The 23615-nt window shown below is 46.2% G+C and carries 29 protein-coding genes; 4 read left to right on the plus strand and 25 right to left on the minus strand.

Annotated elements, in window-relative coordinates; genetic code table 11:
- Positions 1-82 precede the first annotated feature (82 nt).
- Together KNO73_RS07665 and KNO73_RS07670 are read right to left on the minus strand one after the other, a co-directional pair.
- Positions 83-682, minus strand: coding sequence for a helix-turn-helix domain-containing protein (locus KNO73_RS07665; RefSeq protein ID WP_214683792.1), 600 nt, complete (start codon positions 680-682; stop codon positions 83-85).
- 90 nt (positions 683-772) lie between these two features.
- On the minus strand, positions 773-1273 hold the full coding sequence (locus tag KNO73_RS07670; protein ID WP_215112271.1) for a PTS sugar transporter subunit IIA: 501 nt from the start codon (positions 1271-1273) through the stop codon (positions 773-775).
- Positions 1274-1481: 208 nt separating this feature from the next.
- On the opposite strand from KNO73_RS07670, the gene KNO73_RS07675 reads away from it, so the two are divergent.
- A complete protein-coding gene (locus KNO73_RS07675; protein ID WP_215112272.1) occupies positions 1482-3176 on the plus strand; it encodes a M3 family oligoendopeptidase in 1695 nt (564 codons plus the stop codon).
- Between the two features lie 425 nt (positions 3177-3601).
- Here the strand turns inward: KNO73_RS07675 and KNO73_RS07680 are convergent, their stop codons facing one another.
- The gene (locus KNO73_RS07680; protein ID WP_215112273.1) at positions 3602-4039 is read right to left on the minus strand and encodes a carboxymuconolactone decarboxylase family protein; all 438 of its coding nucleotides are present in this window, start codon (positions 4037-4039) and stop codon (positions 3602-3604) included.
- Positions 4040-4154: 115 nt separating this feature from the next.
- On the opposite strand from KNO73_RS07680, the gene KNO73_RS07685 reads away from it, so the two are divergent.
- Both KNO73_RS07685 and KNO73_RS07690 read left to right on the plus strand, forming a co-directional pair.
- The gene (locus tag KNO73_RS07685; RefSeq protein ID WP_215112274.1) at positions 4155-4598 is read left to right on the plus strand and encodes an Lrp/AsnC family transcriptional regulator; all 444 of its coding nucleotides are present in this window, start codon (positions 4155-4157) and stop codon (positions 4596-4598) included.
- The gene (locus KNO73_RS07690) at positions 4595-5263 is read left to right on the plus strand and encodes a hypothetical protein (protein ID WP_215112275.1); all 669 of its coding nucleotides are present in this window, start codon (positions 4595-4597) and stop codon (positions 5261-5263) included. The genes KNO73_RS07685 and KNO73_RS07690 overlap by 4 nt, the downstream gene beginning before the upstream one ends.
- A 71-nt stretch (positions 5264-5334) precedes the next feature.
- On the opposite strand, the gene KNO73_RS07695 is transcribed toward KNO73_RS07690, so the two are convergent.
- The 6 genes from KNO73_RS07695 to KNO73_RS07720 all read right to left on the minus strand — a co-directional run bounded on the left by KNO73_RS07695 (position 5335) and on the right by KNO73_RS07720 (position 10238).
- Entirely contained in the window at positions 5335-6228 is an 894-nt protein-coding gene (locus tag KNO73_RS07695; protein ID WP_285222495.1) for an aldo/keto reductase, read from the minus strand.
- Positions 6225-6728 (minus strand): cupin domain-containing protein, encoded by a 504-nt coding sequence (locus KNO73_RS07700; RefSeq protein ID WP_215112276.1) that lies wholly within the window; start codon positions 6726-6728, stop codon positions 6225-6227. The genes KNO73_RS07695 and KNO73_RS07700 overlap by 4 nt, the downstream gene beginning before the upstream one ends.
- Before the next feature lie 350 nt (positions 6729-7078).
- Positions 7079-7507 carry a CBS domain-containing protein gene (locus KNO73_RS07705; protein WP_012727014.1) on the minus strand — a complete coding sequence of 143 codons (429 nt, stop codon included), beginning with the start codon at positions 7505-7507 and terminating at the stop codon, positions 7079-7081.
- Positions 7508-7761: 254 nt separating this feature from the next.
- Complete coding sequence (locus tag KNO73_RS07710) at positions 7762-8565, minus strand: alpha/beta fold hydrolase (protein ID WP_215112277.1); 804 nt, start codon at positions 8563-8565, stop codon at positions 7762-7764.
- A 75-nt stretch (positions 8566-8640) separates the two neighbouring features.
- Positions 8641-9753, minus strand: coding sequence for a M14 family metallopeptidase (locus KNO73_RS07715; RefSeq protein ID WP_215112278.1), 1113 nt, complete (start codon positions 9751-9753; stop codon positions 8641-8643).
- 86 nt (positions 9754-9839) lie between these two features.
- On the minus strand, positions 9840-10238 hold the full coding sequence (locus KNO73_RS07720; protein WP_215112279.1) for a hypothetical protein: 399 nt from the start codon (positions 10236-10238) through the stop codon (positions 9840-9842).
- A gap of 125 nt (positions 10239-10363) precedes the next feature.
- Here KNO73_RS07720 and KNO73_RS07725 point away from each other — a divergent pair, with 125 nt between their 5' ends.
- On the plus strand, positions 10364-11461 hold the full coding sequence (locus KNO73_RS07725; RefSeq protein ID WP_159562695.1) for a type I restriction endonuclease: 1098 nt from the start codon (positions 10364-10366) through the stop codon (positions 11459-11461).
- Between the two features lie 125 nt (positions 11462-11586).
- Here KNO73_RS07725 and KNO73_RS07730 read toward each other — a convergent pair whose 3' ends face one another.
- The 16 genes from KNO73_RS07730 to KNO73_RS07805 form a co-directional block, all read right to left on the minus strand.
- Entirely contained in the window at positions 11587-12054 is a 468-nt protein-coding gene (locus tag KNO73_RS07730) for a flavodoxin family protein (protein WP_215112280.1), read from the minus strand.
- Positions 12055-12111: 57 nt separating this feature from the next.
- The gene (locus KNO73_RS07735; protein WP_215112281.1) at positions 12112-12552 is read right to left on the minus strand and encodes a hypothetical protein; all 441 of its coding nucleotides are present in this window, start codon (positions 12550-12552) and stop codon (positions 12112-12114) included.
- Positions 12549-13199, minus strand: coding sequence for an SIMPL domain-containing protein (locus KNO73_RS07740; RefSeq protein WP_078147382.1), 651 nt, complete (start codon positions 13197-13199; stop codon positions 12549-12551). Before KNO73_RS07740 ends, KNO73_RS07735 begins: the two co-directional genes overlap by 4 nt.
- Positions 13200-13232: 33 nt before the next feature.
- Complete coding sequence (locus KNO73_RS07745) at positions 13233-13976, minus strand: hypothetical protein (protein WP_078147383.1); 744 nt, start codon at positions 13974-13976, stop codon at positions 13233-13235.
- A complete protein-coding gene (locus tag KNO73_RS07750) occupies positions 13973-14515 on the minus strand; it encodes an RNA polymerase sigma factor (RefSeq protein WP_078147384.1) in 543 nt (180 codons plus the stop codon). Before KNO73_RS07750 ends, KNO73_RS07745 begins: the two co-directional genes overlap by 4 nt.
- A gap of 115 nt (positions 14516-14630) precedes the next feature.
- The gene (locus tag KNO73_RS07755) at positions 14631-14801 is read right to left on the minus strand and encodes a hypothetical protein (RefSeq protein WP_211782449.1); all 171 of its coding nucleotides are present in this window, start codon (positions 14799-14801) and stop codon (positions 14631-14633) included.
- A gap of 22 nt (positions 14802-14823) precedes the next feature.
- Positions 14824-15360 (minus strand): DUF2812 domain-containing protein, encoded by a 537-nt coding sequence (locus KNO73_RS07760; RefSeq protein ID WP_168169856.1) that lies wholly within the window; start codon positions 15358-15360, stop codon positions 14824-14826.
- Positions 15357-15680 (minus strand): PadR family transcriptional regulator, encoded by a 324-nt coding sequence (locus KNO73_RS07765; protein WP_214811199.1) that lies wholly within the window; start codon positions 15678-15680, stop codon positions 15357-15359. Before KNO73_RS07765 ends, KNO73_RS07760 begins: the two co-directional genes overlap by 4 nt.
- Before the next feature lie 233 nt (positions 15681-15913).
- Positions 15914-18484 (minus strand): ABC transporter permease, encoded by a 2571-nt coding sequence (locus KNO73_RS07770; protein ID WP_215112282.1) that lies wholly within the window; start codon positions 18482-18484, stop codon positions 15914-15916.
- Positions 18481-19164 carry an ABC transporter ATP-binding protein gene (locus tag KNO73_RS07775; protein WP_074033830.1) on the minus strand — a complete coding sequence of 228 codons (684 nt, stop codon included), beginning with the start codon at positions 19162-19164 and terminating at the stop codon, positions 18481-18483. Before KNO73_RS07775 ends, KNO73_RS07770 begins: the two co-directional genes overlap by 4 nt.
- A gap of 92 nt (positions 19165-19256) precedes the next feature.
- The gene (locus KNO73_RS07780; RefSeq protein ID WP_214730384.1) at positions 19257-20261 is read right to left on the minus strand and encodes a sensor histidine kinase; all 1005 of its coding nucleotides are present in this window, start codon (positions 20259-20261) and stop codon (positions 19257-19259) included.
- A gap of 1 nt (position 20262) precedes the next feature.
- Entirely contained in the window at positions 20263-20943 is a 681-nt protein-coding gene (locus KNO73_RS07785; protein WP_214730383.1) for a response regulator transcription factor, read from the minus strand.
- Between the two features lie 120 nt (positions 20944-21063).
- Positions 21064-21555, minus strand: coding sequence for a hypothetical protein (locus KNO73_RS07790; RefSeq protein WP_215112283.1), 492 nt, complete (start codon positions 21553-21555; stop codon positions 21064-21066).
- 149 nt (positions 21556-21704) lie between these two features.
- Positions 21705-22781: an RNA-guided endonuclease InsQ/TnpB family protein gene (locus KNO73_RS07795; protein WP_078147391.1), complete on the minus strand. Its 1077-nt coding sequence runs from the start codon at positions 22779-22781 to the stop codon at positions 21705-21707.
- Positions 22782-22785: 4 nt separating this feature from the next.
- Complete coding sequence (gene tnpA / locus KNO73_RS07800; protein ID WP_078147392.1) at positions 22786-23187, minus strand: IS200/IS605 family transposase; 402 nt, start codon at positions 23185-23187, stop codon at positions 22786-22788.
- 164 nt (positions 23188-23351) lie between these two features.
- Complete coding sequence (locus KNO73_RS07805; protein ID WP_214687290.1) at positions 23352-23522, minus strand: hypothetical protein; 171 nt, start codon at positions 23520-23522, stop codon at positions 23352-23354.
- Positions 23523-23615 lie beyond the last annotated feature (93 nt).

Consider the following 23615-nt stretch of genomic DNA (forward strand, 5'->3'; position numbering starts at 1 on the left):
GTCACTTTTTGTGTTCACTTTGGGGTGTTGCACTTAATTTTATAATTCATCGTGCACAAAAAAACCGTAGAATGCTCTACGGTCATTGTAATTTATAGGATTTGTCCACGACGCCATACTCTGAGTACTGAAATGAGTTATCCGCGAATTGGTCTGGGACGAGACGTTCCACATAGCGGGCGAACGGGACGATATGACGCGTCGTGTCATGTGACCGTCCGAGGTCAAGTACCGCATCGACGAGCGCTTCGAGTGCATGGTGTGACGTCGGTTCCTCGTCTTCTTTGAAAATGCGATGTAACTCCTCTTCGTGCATCAAGTCAAAGATGCGCATCCGTACTTCGAGTTGCCGTTGCATTTCTTCGACGGACTTCCCGTGCATCGCTTCTTCATAGGCGAGCTTCATCTGTTCGAGTTCCGGTACTTTTCCTCGCATGAGTACTTTGAGCGACTCGCCCGTCCAAATATGGCGGGCCAAATAGTTCGGGTCGATTTGCAAAGCGTCTGCGAGCGCCTCTATGTAAGGCATGGTCGGATAGACCTCACTCAGTTCGGTACGTCGGATAAAGTACGGTGCGACACCAATCTGTTCTGCAAGCGTCTCAATCGACAATCCGGCCCGTTCCCGTAATATTCGTATCCGATCCCCGTATCCCCGGTATGGTGCATTTTTTCCATCCATCTCATTTCCCCCTTCCCTCTCTTCATTATAATTCCCGCATTCGCAAAAAAATACTCGGAAGCCTAAGCTCCCGAGTCATGGGTCGTCTTCTTATTTCTTTGTCAACTCGACGACTTCCGAAGATCCAGCTGTCACCGTGTCGCCTTCTGCGACAAGTTTGTTCACGCCGAAGCTGTCGTGGTTCGTGACGATGATCGGAGTGATCGTCGATGGCGCGTTCGCTTTGATGAAATCGAGGTCGAACGTGACGAGTGGGTCGCCTGCTTTGACAGATTGACCTTCTGTAACGTGTGTCTCGAAGCCTTCGCCTTTCAAGTTGACCGTGTCTAAACCGATGTGAATCAAGTATTCCGCACCGTTGTCCGCGTTGATACCGATCGCGTGTTTTGTTGGGAATACTGTCGCAATTGTTCCGCTAACCGGTGAGACGACTTTTCCTTCTGTCGGCTCGATTGCGATTCCGTCACCCATCATTTTTTGTGAGAAAACTTGGTCCGGTACGTTCGTGATGTCGACGACCTTTCCTGTAAGCGGTGAAACCGCGTTGAGTTGTTCTTCTTTACCACCAAAAAGTTTTTTAAAGAATCCCATAGCTTAATCCCTCCAACATGTTCTATTGAATCGAAGTCTACACTTTTATACCCGAAAAGCTAATACTTCAATCCCTACCCCATTAACGGTATAGTTGTAATAAGGTAGTGCGAAATCGTTTTACACATCGTAAGAATACGAGTGTGCAATCGCTTTTGCAAGCCCTTTTTACACTTTGTAAAAATTTCACACGATGGAGGCGCTTACAATGACGACTTTCACAAAATTGTCATATGAACGGCCCGACTTGGACGCTTTAAACAGCAGATTGTCGGACTATTCTGCCGAATTACAGCAAGCCAGCACACTCGAGGAAGCGAACGAACTCATTCGCCAAATCAACAAAGAACGGAACGACTTTGAGACACAAAGTCAACTCGTCGCGATCCGACATTCGGTCGACACACGCGATTCGTTTTACGAAGAAGAACAGGCATTCTTTGACGACGCACTTCCGGTCTATGAGAAGGAGATTCAAGCGTACTATCGCGTCTTGACGAACCACGAGCTTCGCACTGAACTCGAAGCGGAATGGGGCAGCCAACTGTTCTCTCTCGCCGAGCGCGCACTTGAAACGTTCGAGGAGTCACTCATCCCGAAACTGCAGGAAGAAAACCGCCTCGCGACAGCTTATCAAAAGGTCATGTCCGCTGCGCAAATCGAGTTTGACGGCAAGACACTCAACTTGTCACAGTTCGGCCCATATCTTCAATCACCAGACCGTGATGTCCGAAAAGCCGCATCTGTCGCCCGCTATACATACCTGTCAGACAATGGCGACGAGCTCGACCGCATTTATGGGGAACTCATACGGGTCCGTACGGAGATTGCTCATGCGCTCGGCTTCCCGTCGTTCGTCGAACTCGGTTATGCACGGATGCAGCGTGTCGGCTATGACGAGTCGATGGTCGACAACTTCCGGAAACAAGTCCGTGACGTCATCGTCCCGCTCGCTTCTGCTTTGAAAGAAAAGCAGGCGAAACGAATCGGTGTCGACCACCTCTATTACTATGACGAGTCGTTCGTCTTCCCAGACGGAAACGCGACACCGCAAGGCGATGAGTCGTTCATCATCGAAGGCGGAAACAAGATGTATCGTGAACTCTCAAATGAGACGGACGAGTTCTTCCAGTACATGCAGGAACGCGGCGCCCTCGACTTGACGGCGAAACCAGGGAAATCTGGCGGCGGATACTGCACGTACTTACCGTCTGAAGGACTTCCGTTCATCTTCTCGAACTTCAACGGGACGGCCGGCGACATCGATGTTCTCACGCACGAAGTCGGTCATGCCTTCCAAGTGTATGAAAGCCGTCATTTGACGACACCGGAATACGCCTTCCCGACGTATGAGGCGTGTGAAATTCACTCGATGTCGATGGAATTCTTCTGTTGGCCATGGATGGAGCTCTTCTTCGGCGACCAAGTCGACAAGTATAAGTTCAATCACTTGGCAGGTAGCATGACGTTCCTTCCGTATGGCGTGCTCGTCGATGAGTTCCAACATGTCGTCTACCGCAACCCGGAGATGACAGCAGCCGAGCGTCGTCAGGCGTGGCGCGATTTGGAGAAGGTCTATCTCCCGCACCGTGATTATGAGACGAACGACTATCTTGAATCGGGCGCATGGTGGCACCAACAAGGTCACATCTTCCAAAGCCCGTTCTACTATATCGACTATACGCTCGCGCAAGTGTGTGCGTTCCAGTTCTGGGTACGCATGCATGAAGACCGCGAAGCGGCATGGAGCGATTACCTCACACTCTGTCAGGCAGGCGGAAGCCGCTCGTTCCTCGAACTCGTCGAACTGGCAGGTCTCAAATCACCATTCGCAGACGGCGTGTTGAAAGAAACGATTGATCAAATCGAAGACTATTTGTTGAGCCACCCGCTCGCAAAATAAAAAATTGAGGCTGGGACATAACCCAGTAGATTTATAAGAAAGAGGCCCCCGTGAGCGACTTGTTCGCTCACGGGGGCCTCTTGTCATTTTTATGGGTTCGTGCACGCATTTGAGACTAAACAGATAGGGGCGACCTCTGATAAAGTTAAAGTGACCAAACCATAACTTTGGAGGTGCCCCTATGTACAAAGAGTATACCATGAACCAATTGGTTTTGCCCCTAGATTTAGAAGTCCGGCTCCAGGAAAACGATATCGCCTTCGCCGTCCATGACCTCGTCGACAGCGTGTGAAACGTGAGCTCGGCTTCGCCCTCATGGCGGTGAACCTACGAAAGTTCATCGCCAATGGCATCGGCGGAAGTGCAAAGAAGGGGTCCGGCCACCGAAAATCGGTGACCGGACCCCTCTTTTTATCCAAAAAGCTTTAAAACCGGCTAGTTATGTCCCAGCCTCTTTCTGCTTCAAGTCCGAGCATGGCGCCGACGTATTGGGACGCGGTCAAAAAAGCGATACAGGCGCACAACTCGCTAATCTCCGCGTCGGAAAACGTCTCATGCAACACAGCAATCGCTGAAGCCGGCGTCTCTCCTTTCATCCGTATAAAGACCTCGGCGAAGCCGACGGCGAGTGCCGTCCGCTCGTCGAACGAGTGGATAGCCGGTTTCCCTTTCGCCTGACAATAAGCACATCCGTTTTGTTGCGCAAGTGTTCGACGGACTTGTTCTTTTAGTTCGGCGGACAATTTCCCGTCTCCCGTGATCGTCTCACCGAGTGCGGACCATTGTTGCATCATGCGCGGATTGTATCCGAGCAGTCGCTCGAATGGTGTCGCTCCTGTATTTGTTTGTCGAATCCGTGTCATCTCGTCACCCCCTGTATCTAGTATAAAAAGGAGTTCGAATGATTCCCATTTCATTCCGAACGTGTTCACGGTAAAATACATGCCATACAGAATGAGATGAGGAGGAATCCTTTCCATGTTAAAAATTGATGAAACAGACCAGCTGATTTTAGCTGAATTGACAAAGGACGGTCGTCTCTCGATGAGCGAGCTCGGTCGTCGTATCAACTTATCGGCCCCGTCCGTCGGCGAACGCGTCCGACGGCTCGAATCGTTCGGCGTCATCCAAGGGTACACAATCGAGGTCGACCATAACTTGCTCGGTCAACCAATTCAATGTCTGATTGAGGCGACCGTGAAGAACAGCAACTATGAGGCGTTCACGACATTCTTGAAACGTTACGAGAACGTCGCGTTTTGTTATCGCCTCTCGGGGAGCGCCTGCTTTTTAGTCAAAATGCATTTCGCGACATTCGCCGAGACCGAGCAGTTTATCGATGCCGCTATCCCGTATGCGCATACGAAGACGACGTTCATTTTCTCTGAAATTGATGTACAAACTAAGTGGACTGAATCATGAGATATTATGTCGAAGAGACGAAGAACGCATACGAATCATTCTGGTGGTTATCCGATCATCTAGCTCCACATTGGAGAAAAAATCGGCCTCCCCTCGAATCTTTCAGCATTGTAGGCGATCGATTAATCACCTATGAAGACGGACTTTTGTTCAAAAAAACATGTGATGACCTATTGTTGCGTCATTTTATGACAGATAAGAGTGAAGCGAACTATACGTTTTGGTGGCTAAGCATTATTGGAGATGGGTCAAAAAGAAGCGAGAGAATCGTTCATTACTATAAGTATTGGAAAAGACTCGAAAAATATTATGATGTACATGGCTTTACATCAAGAATTGAAGAACCAATCACAGTGAATGAGGAATTGGGTTACATCGGAGTAGCCGAATTTAATTTGAACTCGTTACCTTTGGCAGTAGAGATGATGAGACATTTTTCTAAAACAAGTTGCATTCTATTCAAAGAAAAAAAAGAAAGTGAGGCTTCTAATCAATCATCTAAAGAAATCATGCAAATTGCTTTGGCGCATGAATTTGAAATAGGCTCCTTGTTCAGCTTCTCAAATCTGATCCCGACACTCGCTTCGCATCATTACAATACATGTCTTTGGAAATTTTATAGTACCGAGGAAGAATTGTGTTGTTTTTATCGGATAACCGATTAAGTTACTCGATTCAAAGGAAAGGGTCCAGTCACGAATATATCAGTGACTGGACCCGCTTTTATGGACAAGCTTCAAATCACATCAAGCGGCTCTTTCCCACTTGGTGGCGGGAATGCCGCATCAAGTGCCGCATAATCGTCTTCCGTCAACTGAAGTAAGAGTGCTGCCGCATTCTCTTCCACGTGTACCGCCTGCCCGGCTTTCGGGATGGCGATGACGTGTCCGCTCCGAATCGTCCAAGCAAGTAAGATTTGCGCGACTGAGGCACTATACGCCTCCGCGATCCGATTGATCGTCTCGTTATTGAAGACGTCTTCTTTCACGTCACTTCCTTCAGCGAGTGGAGCGTATGCCATGACAGGAATCCCTTGTTCTTTTAGATAAGGAAGGAGGTCGTACTCAATCCCGCGACTGCCAAGGTGATAGAGCACTTGATTGACCGCACACTTGTCTCCATTCGGTAGCGACAGCAATTCCTTCATATCGTCCACATCGAAGTTCGAGACCCCCCATGCCCGAATCTTCCCGTCCGCTTTCAGCTGTTCCATCCCTTGAACCGTCTCCTCGAGCGGGGCATCACCTCGCCAATGTAGTAAGTAGAGATCCAGATAGTCCGTCCCGAGTCGTTCGAGCGACGCATCACATGCGCTGACGAGTTTGTCGCCATACGCATTGTATGGATACACTTTCGAAACGAGAAAGACATCTTCGCGTCGGTCTTGGATTGCTTCCCCAACCAACTTCTCAGACTCCCCTTCCCCGTACATCTCCGCTGTGTCGATGACATGGAGTCCGCAGTCGATTCCTGTCCGAAGCGCCTCAACCTCGGCATCATGCTTCGATTTGTCTTCCCCCATGCGCCATGTACCTTGTCCGAGTGCGCGCATCTCGCGCCCGTCTTTCAATTTGACGACGTTTTGCTTTAAAGCCGCAAGTAATAAAGAATGTGGTAGTCGTTGATTCATAACGTTTCCTCCTTTGTCCATGCTTCATGTAGTGGACCCGTCGTCCCGAAGACGGGGTCAAACTTCGGTTTTTCGACTTGTTCGATTCGCTTTACGTTGTCCGGTCGTTCTTCCGTCTTTCCTGTCAATGTGTCATAGTCGCGACCGTCCGGGTATGCCCCGACCACTTGAAAATCTTCGCTCGCCTCGATGCGACGATGTCCCGTTCCCGCCGGTAAGATGAGGACATCACCTAGGCGGACGCGGACGAGGTCACCGTTCGTCCCTCCGAGTTGAAGCGTCGCTTCACCTTGTAATATGCCCAATACTTCATGCGTGTTGCTGTGATAGTGATGATAGTCGAACACCCCGTTCACCCAACTGTTCGTCCATTCATTATGGGCAAACGTCTCTCGCATCCCGCTCGGGTCATCAAAGACGCCACGATAGAGGAGCGCCGGATAATCCGGATGGTTGGGAATGGAGCCGTCATCTGTAAACAAAAAAGTTTTCACGTCCATCCTAATTCCCTCCTTGTCTCTGTCCCTGTACCCGACTTATCACTACGAAAAACGGTCGCCCGTATTGGACGACCGTGATGGTTATGAAATGACCTCTTCACCGGACTGATTGATATGGCACTCGCCCCAGGCGCACGTGGCGTCCAAGATTGGCTTGAGTGACCATCCAACTTCCTTCACAAACTGTCGAGACGGATCGTTGACGAGAACCAAGTCATCGATGAATTAGGAAAATATGTACTTCCACATTTTCCACCATTTGATTGAGGTTTGCCCTACTCCTATTTTAAAAACGAAGCTGAAAGAAACGTAAAACAAGCCAGAACCGGGAGTCGGTTCTGGCTTGTTCATTATCGGACTTCATTCTCCAATTGTTTCAACTTTGTCGAGTAATACTCGATGATGTCACGGCGTCGGATGATGCCGATGAAGTATTTGCCGTCATCGACGACCGGCACGAAGTTTTGGTCCGTGATCGCATCGACAAGTTCTTCGATTTGTGCCGTAATCGAAACCGGCTTATAGCGAACGCGTTGCTTAATGTCTTTTAGACGTGTCCGGAGCACTTTTTCATAGTCTTCTTCCCCGCGAAGCTGTTCTGCGAGTGCCCAGAGTAAATCCCCCTCTGTCATCGTCCCGGCGTAAAATCCGTTCTCCGAAACGAGTGGGACAGACGTGAATCGATGATGCTTCATCTTTTCAAGTGCTTGTCGTACCGTTGATTCGGGGTCCAAATATTTGACGTCTTCTTTCGGATATAAAAAGAAAGCGATATTCATTTAAATCTCTCCTCAATCTGTTAATCCACCCCGCTATTGTACCATGAATGGTAGGACAGGTTGAACTAAATCCATGTTCTAATCTGGTTTCATCCCCCTTTCTCCAAAACAACACAAAAAAACATCGTGACTCTAGTCACAGCGATGTTTCAGTGATTCAAAAAATGGAAGGGAACTCCAATTGAATTATACCCGTTTTCGTTGGTTCTTACCCTTATCGACATACAAAAAGCCCCCGATTCGGAGGCCATCGATTATTGAACAAACTGCAACAACGTATCGTTAAATTTCTCTCGTTCATCCAGCACCGTACCGTGTCCGCTCTCTTCAAAGCGCTCGATTCGCGCATTCGGGATGCCTTGCTCCATCTGTTCGGCAAACTCAAAAGGACAAATTTTGTCGTGCACTCCGTGAATAATCAACGTCTCGACGTCAATCTTCGGCAGGGCATCGCGCAAATCTTCGTCGCGTAACGCTTGTGCCGAGGCAATCGTCCCATGGCTCGACGCGACGAGCGCGAGATGGTGGAACCAGTTTTGCATCGGTTTCGAATGTTCTTTCTCGAAGAAGATTTCTCCGAACCCTTCGAGCATCTTCGGTCGGTCTGCCCGTGTATCGTCAATCAATGCGTCGACTTCGTCCGTTGTCATTCCATATGGATAATCTGCACGCTGTGTGAAGATTGGTGCCGCGGCTCCGGCCAAGACCAATTTGTTGAGTCCATCCTCTTTATAGTCGGCTGCGTAGCGAACTGCAATCGCCCCACCCATTGAAAAACCGACGAGCGTGAAGTTTTTTAAGCCAAGTCCGTAGACGACCATATGCACATCAGACGCCATTGTCTCATAGTCATAACCTGTCGCCGGGGCATCAGATTTCCCGTATCCTCTGAAATCAATGCCGATGTAGCGATATCCCGCTTCGACGAGCGCATTCTTCTGATACTCGAACATATTGTTGTTTGCTGGCCAACCGTGCAAGAAGACAATCGGTTCCCCAGACCCGACATCCTCTACGTATAGATTTGTACCGTCATGTGCTGTAATATATCCCATCATCCAACCTCCACAGTCATTATTTAGCGAAAACACTCACAACCTCATTATTCCCTATTCCGACTTCGAGAAACCCTCTTATGTGTCGCGCCAGAGCGCTTCACCTTTTAGATAACCTTCAACGGCTTTCGCTCCTTCTCGTAAAACAGCTTCTCGCCAATCCGCGTTTTCCGGATAGAACATCGCCATGAATTCGTTTTGAATACTGTTTCGTGCCTCAGGGTCCTTTGTCCCTTCAAAGTACAGCCGGTTCTCTAAAATAATCGTTAAAAATTCACGGATGGATGCTTTTGTCGACGTCCCAAACGTACCGAATTCAAATAAGGCAGAAACGAGACCCTTGTCCGGGTATTCCGTATCGCGCACGTAGTAAAAATGATTCGTCGAATCTCCGAGTACCTCGTCCGGGTCATACACGTTGACGTTGTCTAGACCGTACGCTTGTTTTAACTCATCTTCCGTGCGACCGTCCCGTTTGCTGATGACCATCGTCACCTCGTTCGTCGGTCCGAGTGCGGTATGCCAATCGAGATGGACGACTTTTCCATAGCGCTCAAGTAAATCATGTTGAATTCCCTTCAAAAAGATGGCAGACGGTTCGCCTTCTTCTCCCCCGTAATACACCCCTTTCGGGAATTGATATTGCCCCATCCCTTTTGCACCACTCATCGCTTTGAAGCCATCAAGCTTAATTCCAGAGCCGAGAAATGAATAGATCTGTTCACGTGCCTCATGATAGTCGTCAATTACTCCGTCCGGTACGAAGAGATGGCGCATCAGCTCATATTCACGGTTCACGTTATATGGGACTGACTCACGATCAATGACGTAATTTCGGTTCAAATCGACATTGTGTTCATTGACACGTCGAAAGTGTTTCATCCCCCATGGATTGACAGCATGGATGAGACAAATTCCCGTCGTCTCATGACGGACATGCGCGAGTTGTGTTTGAACAAATTGATGGGTCACCGCGGCGCCCGCATACCCTTCAATTCCATGTTCCCCGATTGTCATGAGAATCATCGCTTTTCGTTCTCGTTTCGGCTCCCCTAAAATGACGTCGATACTCTCGTCCCCAATCGAGTGTGTCAACAACTCCGCTTTCGGATAAAATCGTTTCACTTCAGACAGTAAGTTCAAGAACTTCTCTCGCGACTCTTCGTAAGATGATGAAAAATACTGGCTCATCGCACTCTCCTCCAATCTCTCTTCTCTCTATCTTTTCCCATCCTGAGGCAATCTAAAAACGCCTCCTTTGAGAGGAAGCGTTTCAATCAAGGGGTGCGGATTCGTTTCGAATGTTGACGTCGGAACGCCATCATATAAAAGATTGGTCCAATTAAGACGGCACCGAACAACCAGTAGAGACCAGCATTCGCATACAGTCCTTCGAAAGAACGGAACACCCAAGCGAGAATGGTGAAGGCGACCATCAACTCGATGGTCCACAGTAGCCCACGACGAACCGCTAGGAAGACCGTGTTCTTTTTTTGGAAGAAGGCTGCGACGAATGCGATTAAGAATGCCGGAAAACTCGAAAGCCACAACATTCGATTCAACGAACTTTCAGCAAAGTACGAGTTGCCGAGAGACACGGTGATCAGAAAATGCATCAAGAGGACTAGCACGACGACAATCCAACCGACCAATACATCCCGTTCCATTTTTTTCATGGATATCACCCTTTCTATTGTGACAATCTCCTTAACAATTAAAAAACTATATAAAGACAAATTTACTATCACGATAATAAAAGGTAGTATTAACTTAATAAATGCAAATATTGGAGGTTATTATAATGGAAAAGTTTTCTTCAGATATTCGTACTGTTTCTCAACGCATCAAACAACTTAAACACTCAATTTCGACAGAAGAAGCCACGAAGACCGCTCTGATTATGCCGTTTTTCCAAACGCTTGGATATGACGTTTTCAATCCAGCAGAATTTACTCCTGAATATATTGCTGATGTAGGTATAAAAAAAGGCGAGAAGGTTGATTATGCCATTATGGAGGATGGTAAACCAACAATTCTAATTGAAGCTAAATCTATTAATGAACGATTAACAAAACATGATTCTCAATTATTTCGGTATTTTGGAACGACACAAGCAAAATTTGCAATCTTGACAAATGGTGACATGTATCGCTTTTATACAGATTTAGAATCTCCTAATGTGATGGATAGCACTCCTTTCTTTGAAATCGTATTATCAAACATTAAAGATAATGAAATCAAAGAACTATATAAGTTTAAAAAACAAGAATTCAACGTAAATACAATTCTTTCGACAGCGGAAGAACTTAAATATCTCAGTGCAATTAAAGATCAACTAAAGACCTTGTCTCAGTCACCGAGTGATGAATTAATCAAACTACTCATTCAAGAATGCTACCTTGGTATGAAGACACAAACTGTGGTCGATAAGTTCCGACCAATTGTTTCTAAAGCCTTCAATCAATTTATCAGTGAAAATTTAAATGAACGAATCAAGCATGCAATTTCAGGTGAAACAGAACCCACTGCAATGCCAAATATAGATGATCCTGTTTCCAATGAAGAAGAGCAAGAAATAACGGTCGATATTCCAGCACAACCAATCATTGAAACAACTCAAGAAGAAATCGAAGGATATGCGACAGTGAAAGTATTATTAGGATCAGTAATTGATAAAGACCGAATTTTTTATAGAGATAACGCTAGTTACTTCAATATTTTGATTGATGATAGTAATCGGAAATGGGTTTGTCGTCTACATTTAAATTCATTAACGAACAAATACATCACTTTCCGAGATGAGCCTAACGTTCGCCACAAAATTAATCATGTCTATGAAATTGAAGAATATACAGAAAGACTTCGAACAATTGTAAAAGATATCATTGAAGTAAATTAATCTTTCGAACAGGCATAGAGAACAATTATCGTTCTTTATGCCTTATTTAATATTTACCCGCTTTTCATTTCTTCTCGTCTGCTTCAAGAAAAAACGCACTCTGTTCTCAGAATGCGTTTCGTGTATTATCCGACCAACTCCCGCGCCCACGCTTTCGCGCGTTCGAGTTCGCCTTCCTTCAACATCTCCGTCGTCCCATCGACGAGGAACGACTCTTTCTGGACATCCGTCGCCCCTTTTTCAATCATTTCCCCTTCGACTCGATTGACGGCATGACCGAACCAGTCGATGATTTTTCCAAGAATCGGATTCTGTTTCTCTTTGACGATACTTGTGTCAAAGGCAGCCGTCCGTTTTCCTCGTAACGCATTGTCCGAGATGCCATCCAAAAACACTTTGATGTCTTCCGTTTCGTATCCCCCATGTGTCGGTGAGCCGATGATGACCAGGTCGACATATGCCAAGTCGCTTAATCCAATGTTCAACACATGTTCCATGCGTGCCTCATGGTCTTTCGACAGTTCCTCTTGCATCGCATGGGCAACCTTTTCTGTATGACCATACAGTGAGTCAAAAATAATCAAGATGTTCATCGTGAATCCCCCCTTTGCCGAACCTTTCTGTATTCCCCTTCCCATTTCTCCTTTCGTTCATGCTTCTTTTTTGTACAACGAACTTCGCTTGAAGAACGACCAACTTATCATGATGATGCCCATCCCGAGCAGCAAATAGCCGAAGAACGTGACAAAGTCGCGCGTATGATAGGGTGCTTCGAATCGATACTCCGCTCGCTTCCACTCCGAACCGTCCTCGACCGCAATGACGTCTTCCACAGACTCCCCGTCGACTTCACGGTACACCGTCCCAATCGGATATCCGTTCGAAGCATTCCCGTAGTAACGTCCCGTCTCATCATTGACCACTGTCTCCACTTCACCGATCACGTCACCGAGTGCATCCTCTTCGATCGTTGTGTCGAGCACTTCATATGCGTTTCGGTCGAACACGACAAACGTATAGGCCCAGGAAAGGGCAGATGCGGGCAGCGCAGTCGAGAGTGAAAGGAGCATCAAGAAAATCAGTCGCCTCATTTGAGACTCCAGACGAATGTCGCCGAATCACTGACGTCAATGTCATCTGGTTCGAGTTCGGGCATCCGTGATTCCGAATAGACGACGTCCTGACTATAGAGGACGTTTGTAGGCGAGAACAGGTGAATCTCTCCCCATGTGTAGTCAATTTGAAGCAAGTCCCCAAGCTCGGCGCCTGCTCCTTTCGCAAGAAGCTCCGCTCGTTTCTTCGCATTCTCCGCAGCACTCACCAATAACTGATCCTCAATCGCATTCGGGTCTTTCATCGTGAAGCGAATGGAGAGTTTCGGATTTGCCCGAGATTGACTGATTTGTTCGATGACGTCCGATAGTTTAGATGTATCGAGCGCAAATTCGAGCTTCGTCTTCTGTTTACAGACGTATCCGACGAAGCGTGACCGATAATTCTCATCTCGATCACGGTAGCTCTCATATTCCGTATCGATCGAAAAGTCACTCGTTTTGAGGTCCGTCTTGTCAAAACCAGCACGCATGATGGCTTTTTGAAGATGGGACACCGCACTTGCTGCTTCGGTCATCGTATCTTCATATCGTGGTGCTTTCGAGACGAGGTCCATGTGAATCACAATCAAATCCGGTCGAGATGAGACGTTCCCCGTCCCTTTTACGGTAATCTTTCGTTCCATATCCATTTCCCCCTTATCGATTTGAGTTCTCCATTATTCTGAAAATCGCGTCATCATCCAGTCCTCTACTTCATCGAGTGAGTCCACACCTTGTAAGGAGGGGTAAGCATCCCGCTCGAACAAGAGTGCGTTCGGAGTATCTAAAAATAGATAACGCTCCCCATCCGGAAAACCGTAATCGGCAATATCTTTCAATCGGAGCGTGGCATCATTTTGTTCCCAGACAAACTCGTCATCATATGGAATCGGCATGAAAATTCCTTCCATGCCCTGTTTCACGTGCGAGATAACACTCATATGTTTTGCCTGTCCAGTTTCCCCAATTGCATCGGCACGAACAATCAAATCTCGCCCGATTTGCACATCCCCTCGATACACATTAGATACGTGTATCGTGATAAGTGACTGATATTCGGTCTCTCCATTGAAATCAATCTCGATATGTCGAATGTTCGTGACCGTTCCTCGGACCACGACCGGATTCCATTTCGAAAAGAGTTCATCTTCGGTCATGTCCATCATATTTTCCTCGGAAATATCTGATGTCACTTTTGATTGGTCGACAATGTGAACGGAATTCGCAGTGGAATCCGTAGATAATGGGATGCGTTCGTTCCAGACATTCGATGTGAAGAGCATGAATCCTGCAGCGATCGCAACGAGAAGTCCCCCTCCCCATTTCAGTCGTTGATAAGGTTTTCGCTCTATCATCATCGATTCCTCTATATACCGGTCATCGACTTCACCGAGTAGTCGAAGGATCTGGTCATTTTTCATACACGAACCCCTTCTGCTTCAAGCGCTCGCTGTAACGCATCCCGTGTGCGTTTCAAGGTCATTTTGACATGGCTCTCCCCGAGCTGATGTGTCGTTGCAATTTCTTGAATCGAGTGTAAATAGAAATAACGTTGCATGAACATCACCCTTGTCAGTCGAGGTAGGTCTGCTAGAAATTCATTCAACACGTCGACGAGGTCTTCGTCTTTCATCGATTCCGTAAGGACATGTTCTAGTTCTTCATAGACGAGCGGTACTTCCCCACCACCACGTTTTTTTGCATGATTCTTCTTATAACGCTGCAGTGCGAGATTTCGCACGATCTTCGTCAAATACGCTCCGAGTCGAAGCGGACGTGTCGGCGGGATCGACTCCCACGCTTTCATATATAAATCGTTCAAACACTCCTCTGTGTCTTCGCGATTCTGTAGAATATTATAAGAAACACGATGACAATAGCTTCCGTATTTCTTCTTCGTAGCGACAATCGCATACTCCGATCGTTCCCAGTACCAATCGATGATGACCTGGTCATCCATCCAGTTACCCCCTTCGTAATAACCCCTCTATAACTATAGACCCCAATCTCATATCATTCGTCACAATCTATCAAAAAAACCTCGTCGTCGAGACGAGGAATGTTACCCTGATCCATCATTTCTTCCAAATCGATACGGCAAGTCCGCCAATGTAGCCAATCATCGCCCCGCTCGCAATCCCATATACCAGCTCGATATCGAAGAAGAACGAGAGAATCACACCGAGTGTCGTTCCCGCAATCAATCCGAAACAAATGATACAGTCTTTCCATTCTGGTGAATCCATCTTGCTCCTCCTAACCATGCGCTCAATCTGACGACTTCATCTCTCCAATCGCTTTGAGACCTTTTAGTGTCCTGACTTTCCGAGTATGATGTTGTACCGCATAAGCCAACATTGCGACGACAGCTATGTTCAATAGGACGGTCCACTGCGCATATGGATTGGAAAGATTCGCTATCACCACAACAAAGTTAGCGAGTCCCACTGCGCCATACAGTTGGATGATTCGTTTTTCTCGCTGAATCATCGAATCAAAATCCGAATACAATTGGAACGGTCCGTCACTCGTTCGTTTTCGTAAGAAAATCCACCGGTACGACGTGTCGACCACTTCGATGCCCACTTCATCCAGGAATGCCATATACGCCTTCGACTCGGGATGCGAAGGTAAGTTAGACAATAGTTCGATTCGATACGTGTACGTCCCGGGTTCGACTTGTTTGAACACATATCGCATCAAACGAAAGGATTCGAGTGCCCATCCGCTTTGAGCCATCTCGTTGAGCCACTTCTCTTCCTTCTCATAATCAACAAAGATGCGATAAATCGTTTTCGTCTTCATGTGTCCAACCCCTTCGTCCATTCATGACCATGTCGCACCAGTTCTTCTAGCCGATTTAATTCTGACCGGAGTGCCTTCCGACCCGCTTCCGTGATCTCATACTCTTTCTTCCGCCCCGTACCTTCGAGCGCCTGAATCCATCCTCTGTCTACTAGACTACTGAGGGCGCCGTATAACGTACCTGGGGCGAGTTGAACCCGCCCATTGCTCAATTCTTGCACGAATTGCATTATCCCATACCCATGCCTCGGGACTTGCAGAGATAATAATATATAATAAACCGCCTCGGTTAATGCGCCTGTACTTGACTGTTGTGTCACGTATCCCGCTCCTTTATATCGTTCTTCGTTATATCGTCATCCGATATATCAAAAATATCCTATTTTTGGTTAATTAACAAGAGCTGTGACAAAATATTATTATTTTGGTCGTTCTTCGTATCGTTTTGGCAATCGTGTTTTGTTTGTCATGACATCATAAAAAAGAGACTCAGCATGTACTGAGCCCCTTGTTGTGTACTTCATGGTTTATTATGAATTTTTCAATAATCTACTTAATCATTTTCTTGTTTCAATCGGTCGATAATGTTGTCTTTCTTTATTTTTGAAACGGAATATAGCATCGAGGCACCCACAATCATGAAAATCATGATGACGACAAACAGAATGCTATTCCACGGCAAGGTAAACGGAGCATCAAACGTATTGATTTGCGCTCGATAGATGAGGTACATGATGAGAAGACTGACGGGAATCCCATACGCAAGGGCTTTTACCCCATAAAAAATGCTTTCATAGTACACCATCTTATTGAATCCTTTCGGTGTCATCCCAACTGAACGAAGCATCGCAAACTCACGACGACGAAGTGAGACGCTCGTTGAAATCGTATTAAAAATGTTCGCAATCGAAATTAGCGAAATTAGCACGATAAACCCATACACAAATATTGATAAAAGTAACAACATCTGTTCTTGTTGTTCCCGTTGTTCCGATACGTTAAAGACATACAAATCCAAATTCTGTTCCGCTTCAATCACTTGTTGTGTGTCCTCGGGATCATCTGAATTCAACGCGATTGACGGACTCGATTGTTTCATCAAATCCCCGATTGCGTCTTCTTCAAACGTCCCTTCTCGTACTATCACATCGAGCCATCCAAGAGAACCTGTCATCACACCGGTCGGGGCGATATCTGTCATAGCACCAATTTGAATCGTTCTAAGCGGTGCCGCGTCGCCCGTTGCATTCTCGTCCCTCAATTCAAACGTATCACCGATTTCTGCTTCGACCGTCTCTGAAGTGATGAATTTTTTCTGATCCATGTCTTGATACGAGATCTCATCAATCAAGACGGCTCCTGGTACGTCCCCGTCTTCAAAACGACTGACAGGCGCTCCGATTTGTTTCAAGTACGCATTGAAACTTTCATCATCTAATTGATAGAGGGATACGTAGTACATAAATTTTCCGTCAACAAACGACGATGCCAAATTCTCGTTCTCGATAATTGCACTCGGTAATTGAGATTTGCTGACCATCGTTTGGACCGTTGCATTTTCAAAATATGTTCCGTTCGTCACATGATCTAACGATTCATAACGTCGTAAATCATTTTGATCAAGCGTTGAACCATTCACAAGAATATCGAAATCATATTCTGCTTGAGACATGTCAAGGGACTGTTCGAGACGATCAGTGAAGTAACTGACCACTAAAAACAGGACGATACTGATGACGAGCGAGAAGACGGTAACCAGATATCGTTTACGGTTGCGCTTCGTATTCTTCAACCCAATCTCTGCTTCTAAACCGAAAAGACGACGAACTAGTTTTGACGTCTTCACTTGTTTTGACGTCAATCGTACATCTTGCGTTTGACGAATGGCGTCAATCGCAGAAATCTTTGAGGCTCGACGCGCCGGAAGATAGCAGGAAATGAAAATGGTTACGCTCGAAATAAAGAGAGTTAATAGTAAAGTAATCGGTGTGACGACAACTTCAAACTTCTCCGTCACGTTTAACGCTTTTTCGGCAAATGCATTGATGAATAGGAATGTGAACGCAATACCCGTAACCCCCGCCAGGATACCGAGTGGAATGCTAATCCCCCCAATGACCATCCCTTCAAAATAGACCGAGTTCCGCTTTTGTCGCTTCGTAGCCCCGACACTTGCCAACATTCCGAGGTAACGAGAACGCTCCGACACACTGATGGCGAATGCGTTATAGATTAGAGAAATCGAACCGATCACAATGACCGCCATGATGATTCCACCAAATCCATATAGCGTTTTACGCAAGCCATCGTCATTTGTCACTCCATAATAACGAAGCAACGAGGAATTATAGGCGACACGTTCTATGTTCTGTTCGGTCATCAACTGTTTCGCTTCCGAATAAATCGAGTTGTCTACATCGTTCAAGGCGACGAACGTATCGACTTTTGCTCCATTCAATTCTTGATCATCGATGAATCCGACGACTGTATACCCTGGCGACCAAGTCGGTTCCCAGTCAGGTCGAGCCATCGTTCCAACAACCGTCAATGTCACCGTATCCTCAATGTTTAATTGTTCGAGAATCGTCTCATCTTCTCGGATCAAACCATCATTTTGTGTCAACACGTAACCTGATGACGGATCAATCCGCTCTCCAATCTCCAGTGTCAATTCATCACCGATGTTATAGGTGACGAGGGCATTTTGGCGAATCCCTTCTGAAATGACGACTTCGCCTTCTTTTTCCGGTAGACGCCCCTCAGTCAAGTCAATTGGAAAACTCTTCAATCCGGATGTGTTATAGTTTCGAACATATAAGTATGGTTTGTAAGCATTTTGTGACTCTTCTAGTTGAGCATAACCATCATTTGAAAGGATGACAGCCTTCGTGTTCGCATCATCCCGAATAGCTTCGACTTGCTTTTCGTTTGTATCTAGATACTGAACATGCCATTCTCCGTTATCTGCGATGTCTTGACGAATCATCAAATCCAAAAAAGAAGATCCGAGCGTTGTGACAGCTGTAATCATCGATACAGAGATGATGACTCCGATGATTGTAACAAGCGAGCGTCGTTTGTTCTCGCGCAAATGCCGAAGTGTCATTTTATTGATGATGTTCATGCGCGGACGACCTCATTCTTCGCAATCTTGCCATCTTCAATCGAAATGATACGATCCGCCTGTAAGGCAATCCGCTCGTCATGGGTAATGATGATGAGCGTTTGATTGAATTTCTTATTGAACAGTTTTAACAGGCTCATGATTTCTTCACTATTTTGACTATCCAAATTTCCTGTCGGCTCGTCGGCTAAGATAATAGCTGGATTACTAATCAGTGCCCGCCCGATGGAAACGCGCTGCTGTTGCCCTCCCGATAATTGATTTGGTAAATGGGTCAATCGGTTTGACAAGCCCAAGATACCGATGATGCGTTCCAAGTGCGCGATATCCACTTTTTGTTCATCTAATAGCATCGGTAACGTGATGTTCTCTTCGACCGTTAAAATCGGAATCAAGTTATAAAACTGATAAATCAAACCGATTTGTCGACGACGGAAAATGGCAAGCTGCGTCTCGTCCAATGCATAAATGTCTGTTTGATCAATCAACACCTGTCCACTCGTCGGCACATCGACACCACCAAGTAAATGCAACAATGTCGATTTCCCCGAACCCGAAGGCCCGACGATACAGACAAATTCACCTTTCTTCACCGTGAACGAGACGTCATCGAGCGCTCTGACCTCCATCTCGTCCTTGCCGTATACTTTCGATAAGTTTTGCACTTCTAATATGTTCATGTTTGCACCCTCCAGTACTTGATCTACTTCGAGTGTACCGAGTGAGTGTGACTCGTCTGTGACTCGAAAGTGACGATTTCGTCACTTAGCGGTCAGACAACTGCTTTATAGAAGCGAATATGAAAATCCGTTCCGACCCCAGGTTCGCTTCGAACAGTCAACTCACCTTCCTGGCTCATAATGATACTGTGTGCCATGGCAAGCCCAATCCCGACACTTTCTTCGCTCGCATTCACACCTTTATAAAACCGTTGGAAAATGTACGGGAGGTCTTGTTTTGCGACGCCAATCCCCGTGTCACGAATCACAATTTCTGTATACAGCGTATTTTCACTGAACTCGATGAATACATCGCCCTGTTCCGGCGTATGCTCCACGCAATTTTTTAAGATGTTGATGAGTGCCTCTGTCGTCCACTTCAAATCACCCTCGAATGTAACATCTTTTTCGCCTTGAACGTGAAGTCGTTGCATTTTAATATCAATCGGTACGAGCATCGGTTCCGCTACGGCTTCAATGAGCGCAGGGACGGATACCAATTCGCGCTTGAAATGTATTGTCCCGGCATCAATTTTTGATAGTTTGAGAAGAGAAGACAAGAGCCACTCCATTCGTTCAAGTTGTACTTGTATGTTATGGGTGAATTCTTGACGCTTTTCCTCGGATAGACGAGGGTCACTGAGGAGATCCGCCATGACGGTCATCGAGGTGAGCGGTGTCTTCAATTGATGGGAGATATCGGAGATCGCATCCGTTAACTTCTGTTTATCTTCTTCAAGATGCGCTCCTTGTTCAGATAGCATTTTCGTCACTTTGTAGAGTTGGCTCTTTAACAAACTGAGCTCCCCTTCGCGATTATCACGGACATCCAATGTATAGTTGCCATTACTGATTTCTTGAAGATATCCCGAGAGCTGCTCGATTTCTCGATAACGCCATGCCGTGAAACGATACGTAACGCCGAAAAGTATGATTGCTAATAGGACGACCAGAACGGCCGCCTCTATGGACATGAATAAGAAGGCAATACCTACAGCTATTCCAATGAAAAATAGACAAGTGAACAAGTATATTCTTATTTCTTGGTTTCGCAACATATTAACGCCCCACCTTGTATCCGATTCCACGCACCGTCGTAATAAGCATCGGTTGTTGTGGATCATCCTCTAGTTTCTCGCGGAGTCGCTTAATATAAACGGTCAACGTATTATCGTTCACGAATTCCCCACCCACATCCCAAATCTGATCAAGTAGCTGGGTCCGTGACAACACTTGCCCTTTATGCCTCCCAAAGATGAGCAACAAACGATACTCGAGCGCTGTCAACAAAATTTCGTCCCCATTCTTTTTTACTTTTGCATCTTGCGTATTGATTTCAACTGGACCAATCGTCAACAGAGGCGAGCGTACGTTTTTATTGTATCGACGAAGTACCGAGTGAATTCGTGAAACGAGTTCTCGGACACGGAACGGTTTCGTGATGTAGTCGTCCGCTCCCATATCGAGTCCCATCACCACATTCACTTCATCATCGAATGCCGTCAGAAAGATGACAGGGATGTCTTGTTGTTGCTTCACGAGCCGACATAAGTCATATCCACTCCCATCTGGCAGTGACAAATCAAAGAGGCATAAATCAATTGTATGTAACTGTTGTTCAATCATAAGCGTCGCGTCAGCCACGTTTTGGCATAACGTTGTTCTAAATTGTTCTTGTTCGAGTGAATATTGGAGACCGGAGGCGATCGTCCGGTCGTCTTCTACGATTAGAATATGCATGGTATTCCCTCCTGACTCTTCTCCCCATAATATAGCAGTCTTTATTCAAGTGAGGCGAGAAATCAAAAATCCCTAACGAGAAATCTCGTCAGGGAGGATAATACGTTATTTGCATGCGGATTAGGATGTTGTCACTCGAAGGCACTCCGGTCGTACGAATCCGACTTCGCCTAAGAATCGTAATGCATCTATCGTCAACTCGTCGAGCTTGATGGATTGAACTTTCGGCTCGGTCTGTTCATCGACCCACACTTTCCAAATCTCGACTTCCTCCGCCGTCTTCAAATGGTCGGTTATATACTCGACGAGCTGTTCGGCTCTCGCATCGGAATAACGCCAACGCAACTCTACTACGTGCAGTTTTGAAGAATACGCCTCGACGTTCTCCACAGCATAATAGAGACTATGTTTAATCTCAATCTCGTCAAGCTGCTCTTCCGACTCGACGTTCATCAAAATCTTTTCATCACGGTCGAGGTCCTCAACGTCTGTCAGAATGTCAGGCAACTCGAATCCTTTTTGGATGGCCTCGTTGATAGATAAGAACTCGACATATGGATTTTCGACTTCTTTTAGTGGGTGATCGCTCACAATAAATTGGAATTCACTCATGTAAAAGCCCCCTCTTGTTTTATTGACACTCCCACGATTAAAACCGTGGGATTCTGAAGTGCTTGTGCGAGCGCAGTCCATTTCTGTTTTGCTCAAGCCTTCAGATGAGGGTGTGCCATCACCCCTCCTGAGACAGATCATATAGATTCTCAGGCTGATTGACTTTTACCATCAACCACAGGTGCGGTTCGGATATTCATCGCACCGACTACATCTCGATGTTTATTAAATCCGCAAGAACACGAATAGGTACGGTCTTTCGCTTTATTCCGACTCCCGCAAGAAGGGCATGTTTGAGATGTGTGTGCAGGATTGACATATTCAACCTTGATCCCTTCTAGTTTCGCCTTGTACTCGATAAATAATGCCAAGCGATAGAACGACCATGTATGCAGATTCTTATTGTTTTTACGGCTTGTTCTTGCCGTCTGCCGGATATTCGCCAGCTTCTCTAGGCGAATGACAGAAATATTGTTCTCTTTTGCGAAGTCGACGATCTCACGGCTCACTTTGTGATCCTTGTCTTTCATCCAACGCTGCTCCTTGTTGTCCAGTTCCTTGATCGCGTTCAGCTTCTTCTTTTGACCGAGCTCTTTCCGTCTCGCCCGGAACTTGCGTTTCATGCACTTGTTTTCACGACCGTTCCCAAAGAACCTCACCTTGTCGCAATCGGTCGATGCGACCGCCGGGACTTTGAGACCGAGGTCGACACCAAGAACCTTCGTACCGGTCTTCTCCGTCGTGGGGATTGTGACAGCGATTTGAGCCATCCATTTATTTGACTTCTTCGTGATACGAAGCGTACCCAGCTTGTTATTCAGAAGGGAGAAGTTACGATTGTCTCGATCGACCATCTCGGCACGGATCTCTGTCCTTTTGACCTTCCCGTCTACCATGATTGGAAGAAAAACGGACTCAAAATCGAACGAATAGTTCTGGTTGTTCCATGTGCAATAAGGTTTCTTCAGGACAGGGACGACCTTGTATTTCGAATTCTTCACTTTCCGGAAGACACTCTGGGCATCTTTGATGACCTGGTTCTTGACGGCACTAGGCAAGGGCGAGGAGACATTCTTGCTCGTCAACTTGAGCGTCACCTCGGCTTTCACCATGTCCGAGACAAGTCGGTTGGTCGTCTCGATGTATGTCGCCATCATATCTTTTAGAATCGATTCCTGTTCTTTGGTAGGATGAAGCTTGATATTGACCGTCAACGTCTGGGACACGGTGTCACCCCCTTGTTTTTTGTTGTTCAACATAACGTTTAATCGTTTCGCTCGATACATTTCCAGCGGTGGAGACGAAATAGGATCGTGTCCAGAGACTCGGCAAATGTTGAAGATGAGGAAATTCCTCTCTTAACTTTTTAGATGTTACTCTCTTTATTTTTGCCATGATGTCAGCAGGACTCAGTGTTGGAGGGGCGTTAAGGAACATATGCGTATGATCTTTCTCGCATTCCAAGGCTATAATGTTGATATTCAGTTCTTCGCATATTTCGGACATCAAACCTTTGAAACGTGTTTCTACATCGTTACGAAGGAATATCTTTCTTCTGTATCGAGGACAGAAGACGAAGTGATAATTGATTAGAGAAACAGTAATATGAGTTCTTCTATAGTTGGTTTCCATATTCATATCGTGTCAGTTTAACCAACAAACTGCAACAAGAAGATTTCCAGATACTTAAAGCGCCAAAACCTTCGGACTCTTTACTGACACTCCGCATCCTGCCGAGCTTTTATCCCACCCCTAAAGGAGTGGGCTTTCCCGCTCGAAAATTCTGTAATGGGTCGCTATCGTTTGATTGCACGAATGGATATGAAAAGACCAATCACATATCCGATGATTGAACCGATGACAATACCGTACATAAACGGAAAATCAACTAATAAAGAGATGACGATTCCGCTAACCGTGCCAAATACAAGTCCAAGCCCGACTGCTGATTCGCACCATTCGCTCATCTTCACCCCTCCTCTTCTTTCCACTCATTACATACGAATCGACCATATGAAACGTTTCATCGTCATCTACTATTTTTCATATAAAAAAGGGAC

The organism is Exiguobacterium sp. s83 (assembly GCF_018617095.1).
GTDB lineage: Bacteria > Bacillota > Bacilli > Exiguobacteriales > Exiguobacteriaceae > Exiguobacterium > Exiguobacterium profundum.

Excerpts from the sequence above, each read along its gene's own strand:
- KNO73_RS07665 (WP_214683792.1), bottom strand. The coding sequence starts at position 682 with ATGGATGGAAAAAATGCACCATACCGGGGATACGGGGATCGGATACGA.
- KNO73_RS07670 (WP_215112271.1), bottom strand. The coding sequence starts at position 1,273 with ATGGGATTCTTTAAAAAACTTTTTGGTGGTAAAGAAGAACAACTCAAC.
- KNO73_RS07675 (WP_215112272.1), top strand. The coding sequence starts at position 1,482 with ATGACGACTTTCACAAAATTGTCATATGAACGGCCCGACTTGGACGCT.
- KNO73_RS07680 (WP_215112273.1), bottom strand. The coding sequence starts at position 4,039 with ATGACACGGATTCGACAAACAAATACAGGAGCGACACCATTCGAGCGA.
- KNO73_RS07685 (WP_215112274.1), top strand. The coding sequence starts at position 4,155 with ATGTTAAAAATTGATGAAACAGACCAGCTGATTTTAGCTGAATTGACA.
- KNO73_RS07690 (WP_215112275.1), top strand. The coding sequence starts at position 4,595 with ATGAGATATTATGTCGAAGAGACGAAGAACGCATACGAATCATTCTGG.
- KNO73_RS07695 (WP_285222495.1), bottom strand. The coding sequence starts at position 6,228 with ATGAATCAACGACTACCACATTCTTTATTACTTGCGGCTTTAAAGCAA.
- KNO73_RS07700 (WP_215112276.1), bottom strand. The coding sequence starts at position 6,728 with ATGGACGTGAAAACTTTTTTGTTTACAGATGACGGCTCCATTCCCAAC.
- KNO73_RS07705 (WP_012727014.1), bottom strand. The coding sequence starts at position 7,507 with ATGAATATCGCTTTCTTTTTATATCCGAAAGAAGACGTCAAATATTTG.
- KNO73_RS07710 (WP_215112277.1), bottom strand. The coding sequence starts at position 8,565 with ATGATGGGATATATTACAGCACATGACGGTACAAATCTATACGTAGAG.
- KNO73_RS07715 (WP_215112278.1), bottom strand. The coding sequence starts at position 9,753 with ATGAGCCAGTATTTTTCATCATCTTACGAAGAGTCGCGAGAGAAGTTC.
- KNO73_RS07720 (WP_215112279.1), bottom strand. The coding sequence starts at position 10,238 with ATGAAAAAAATGGAACGGGATGTATTGGTCGGTTGGATTGTCGTCGTG.
- KNO73_RS07725 (WP_159562695.1), top strand. The coding sequence starts at position 10,364 with ATGGAAAAGTTTTCTTCAGATATTCGTACTGTTTCTCAACGCATCAAA.
- KNO73_RS07730 (WP_215112280.1), bottom strand. The coding sequence starts at position 12,054 with ATGAACATCTTGATTATTTTTGACTCACTGTATGGTCATACAGAAAAG.
- KNO73_RS07735 (WP_215112281.1), bottom strand. The coding sequence starts at position 12,552 with ATGAGGCGACTGATTTTCTTGATGCTCCTTTCACTCTCGACTGCGCTG.
- KNO73_RS07740 (WP_078147382.1), bottom strand. The coding sequence starts at position 13,199 with ATGGAACGAAAGATTACCGTAAAAGGGACGGGGAACGTCTCATCTCGA.
- KNO73_RS07745 (WP_078147383.1), bottom strand. The coding sequence starts at position 13,976 with ATGAAAAATGACCAGATCCTTCGACTACTCGGTGAAGTCGATGACCGG.
- KNO73_RS07750 (WP_078147384.1), bottom strand. The coding sequence starts at position 14,515 with ATGGATGACCAGGTCATCATCGATTGGTACTGGGAACGATCGGAGTAT.
- KNO73_RS07755 (WP_211782449.1), bottom strand. The coding sequence starts at position 14,801 with ATGGATTCACCAGAATGGAAAGACTGTATCATTTGTTTCGGATTGATT.
- KNO73_RS07760 (WP_168169856.1), bottom strand. The coding sequence starts at position 15,360 with ATGAAGACGAAAACGATTTATCGCATCTTTGTTGATTATGAGAAGGAA.
- KNO73_RS07770 (WP_215112282.1), bottom strand. The coding sequence starts at position 18,484 with ATGAACATCATCAATAAAATGACACTTCGGCATTTGCGCGAGAACAAA.
- KNO73_RS07775 (WP_074033830.1), bottom strand. The coding sequence starts at position 19,164 with ATGAACATATTAGAAGTGCAAAACTTATCGAAAGTATACGGCAAGGAC.
- KNO73_RS07780 (WP_214730384.1), bottom strand. The coding sequence starts at position 20,261 with ATGTTGCGAAACCAAGAAATAAGAATATACTTGTTCACTTGTCTATTT.
- KNO73_RS07785 (WP_214730383.1), bottom strand. The coding sequence starts at position 20,943 with ATGCATATTCTAATCGTAGAAGACGACCGGACGATCGCCTCCGGTCTC.
- KNO73_RS07790 (WP_215112283.1), bottom strand. The coding sequence starts at position 21,555 with ATGAGTGAATTCCAATTTATTGTGAGCGATCACCCACTAAAAGAAGTC.
- tnpA (WP_078147392.1), bottom strand. The coding sequence starts at position 23,187 with ATGGAAACCAACTATAGAAGAACTCATATTACTGTTTCTCTAATCAAT.
- KNO73_RS07805 (WP_214687290.1), bottom strand. The coding sequence starts at position 23,522 with ATGAGCGAATGGTGCGAATCAGCAGTCGGGCTTGGACTTGTATTTGGC.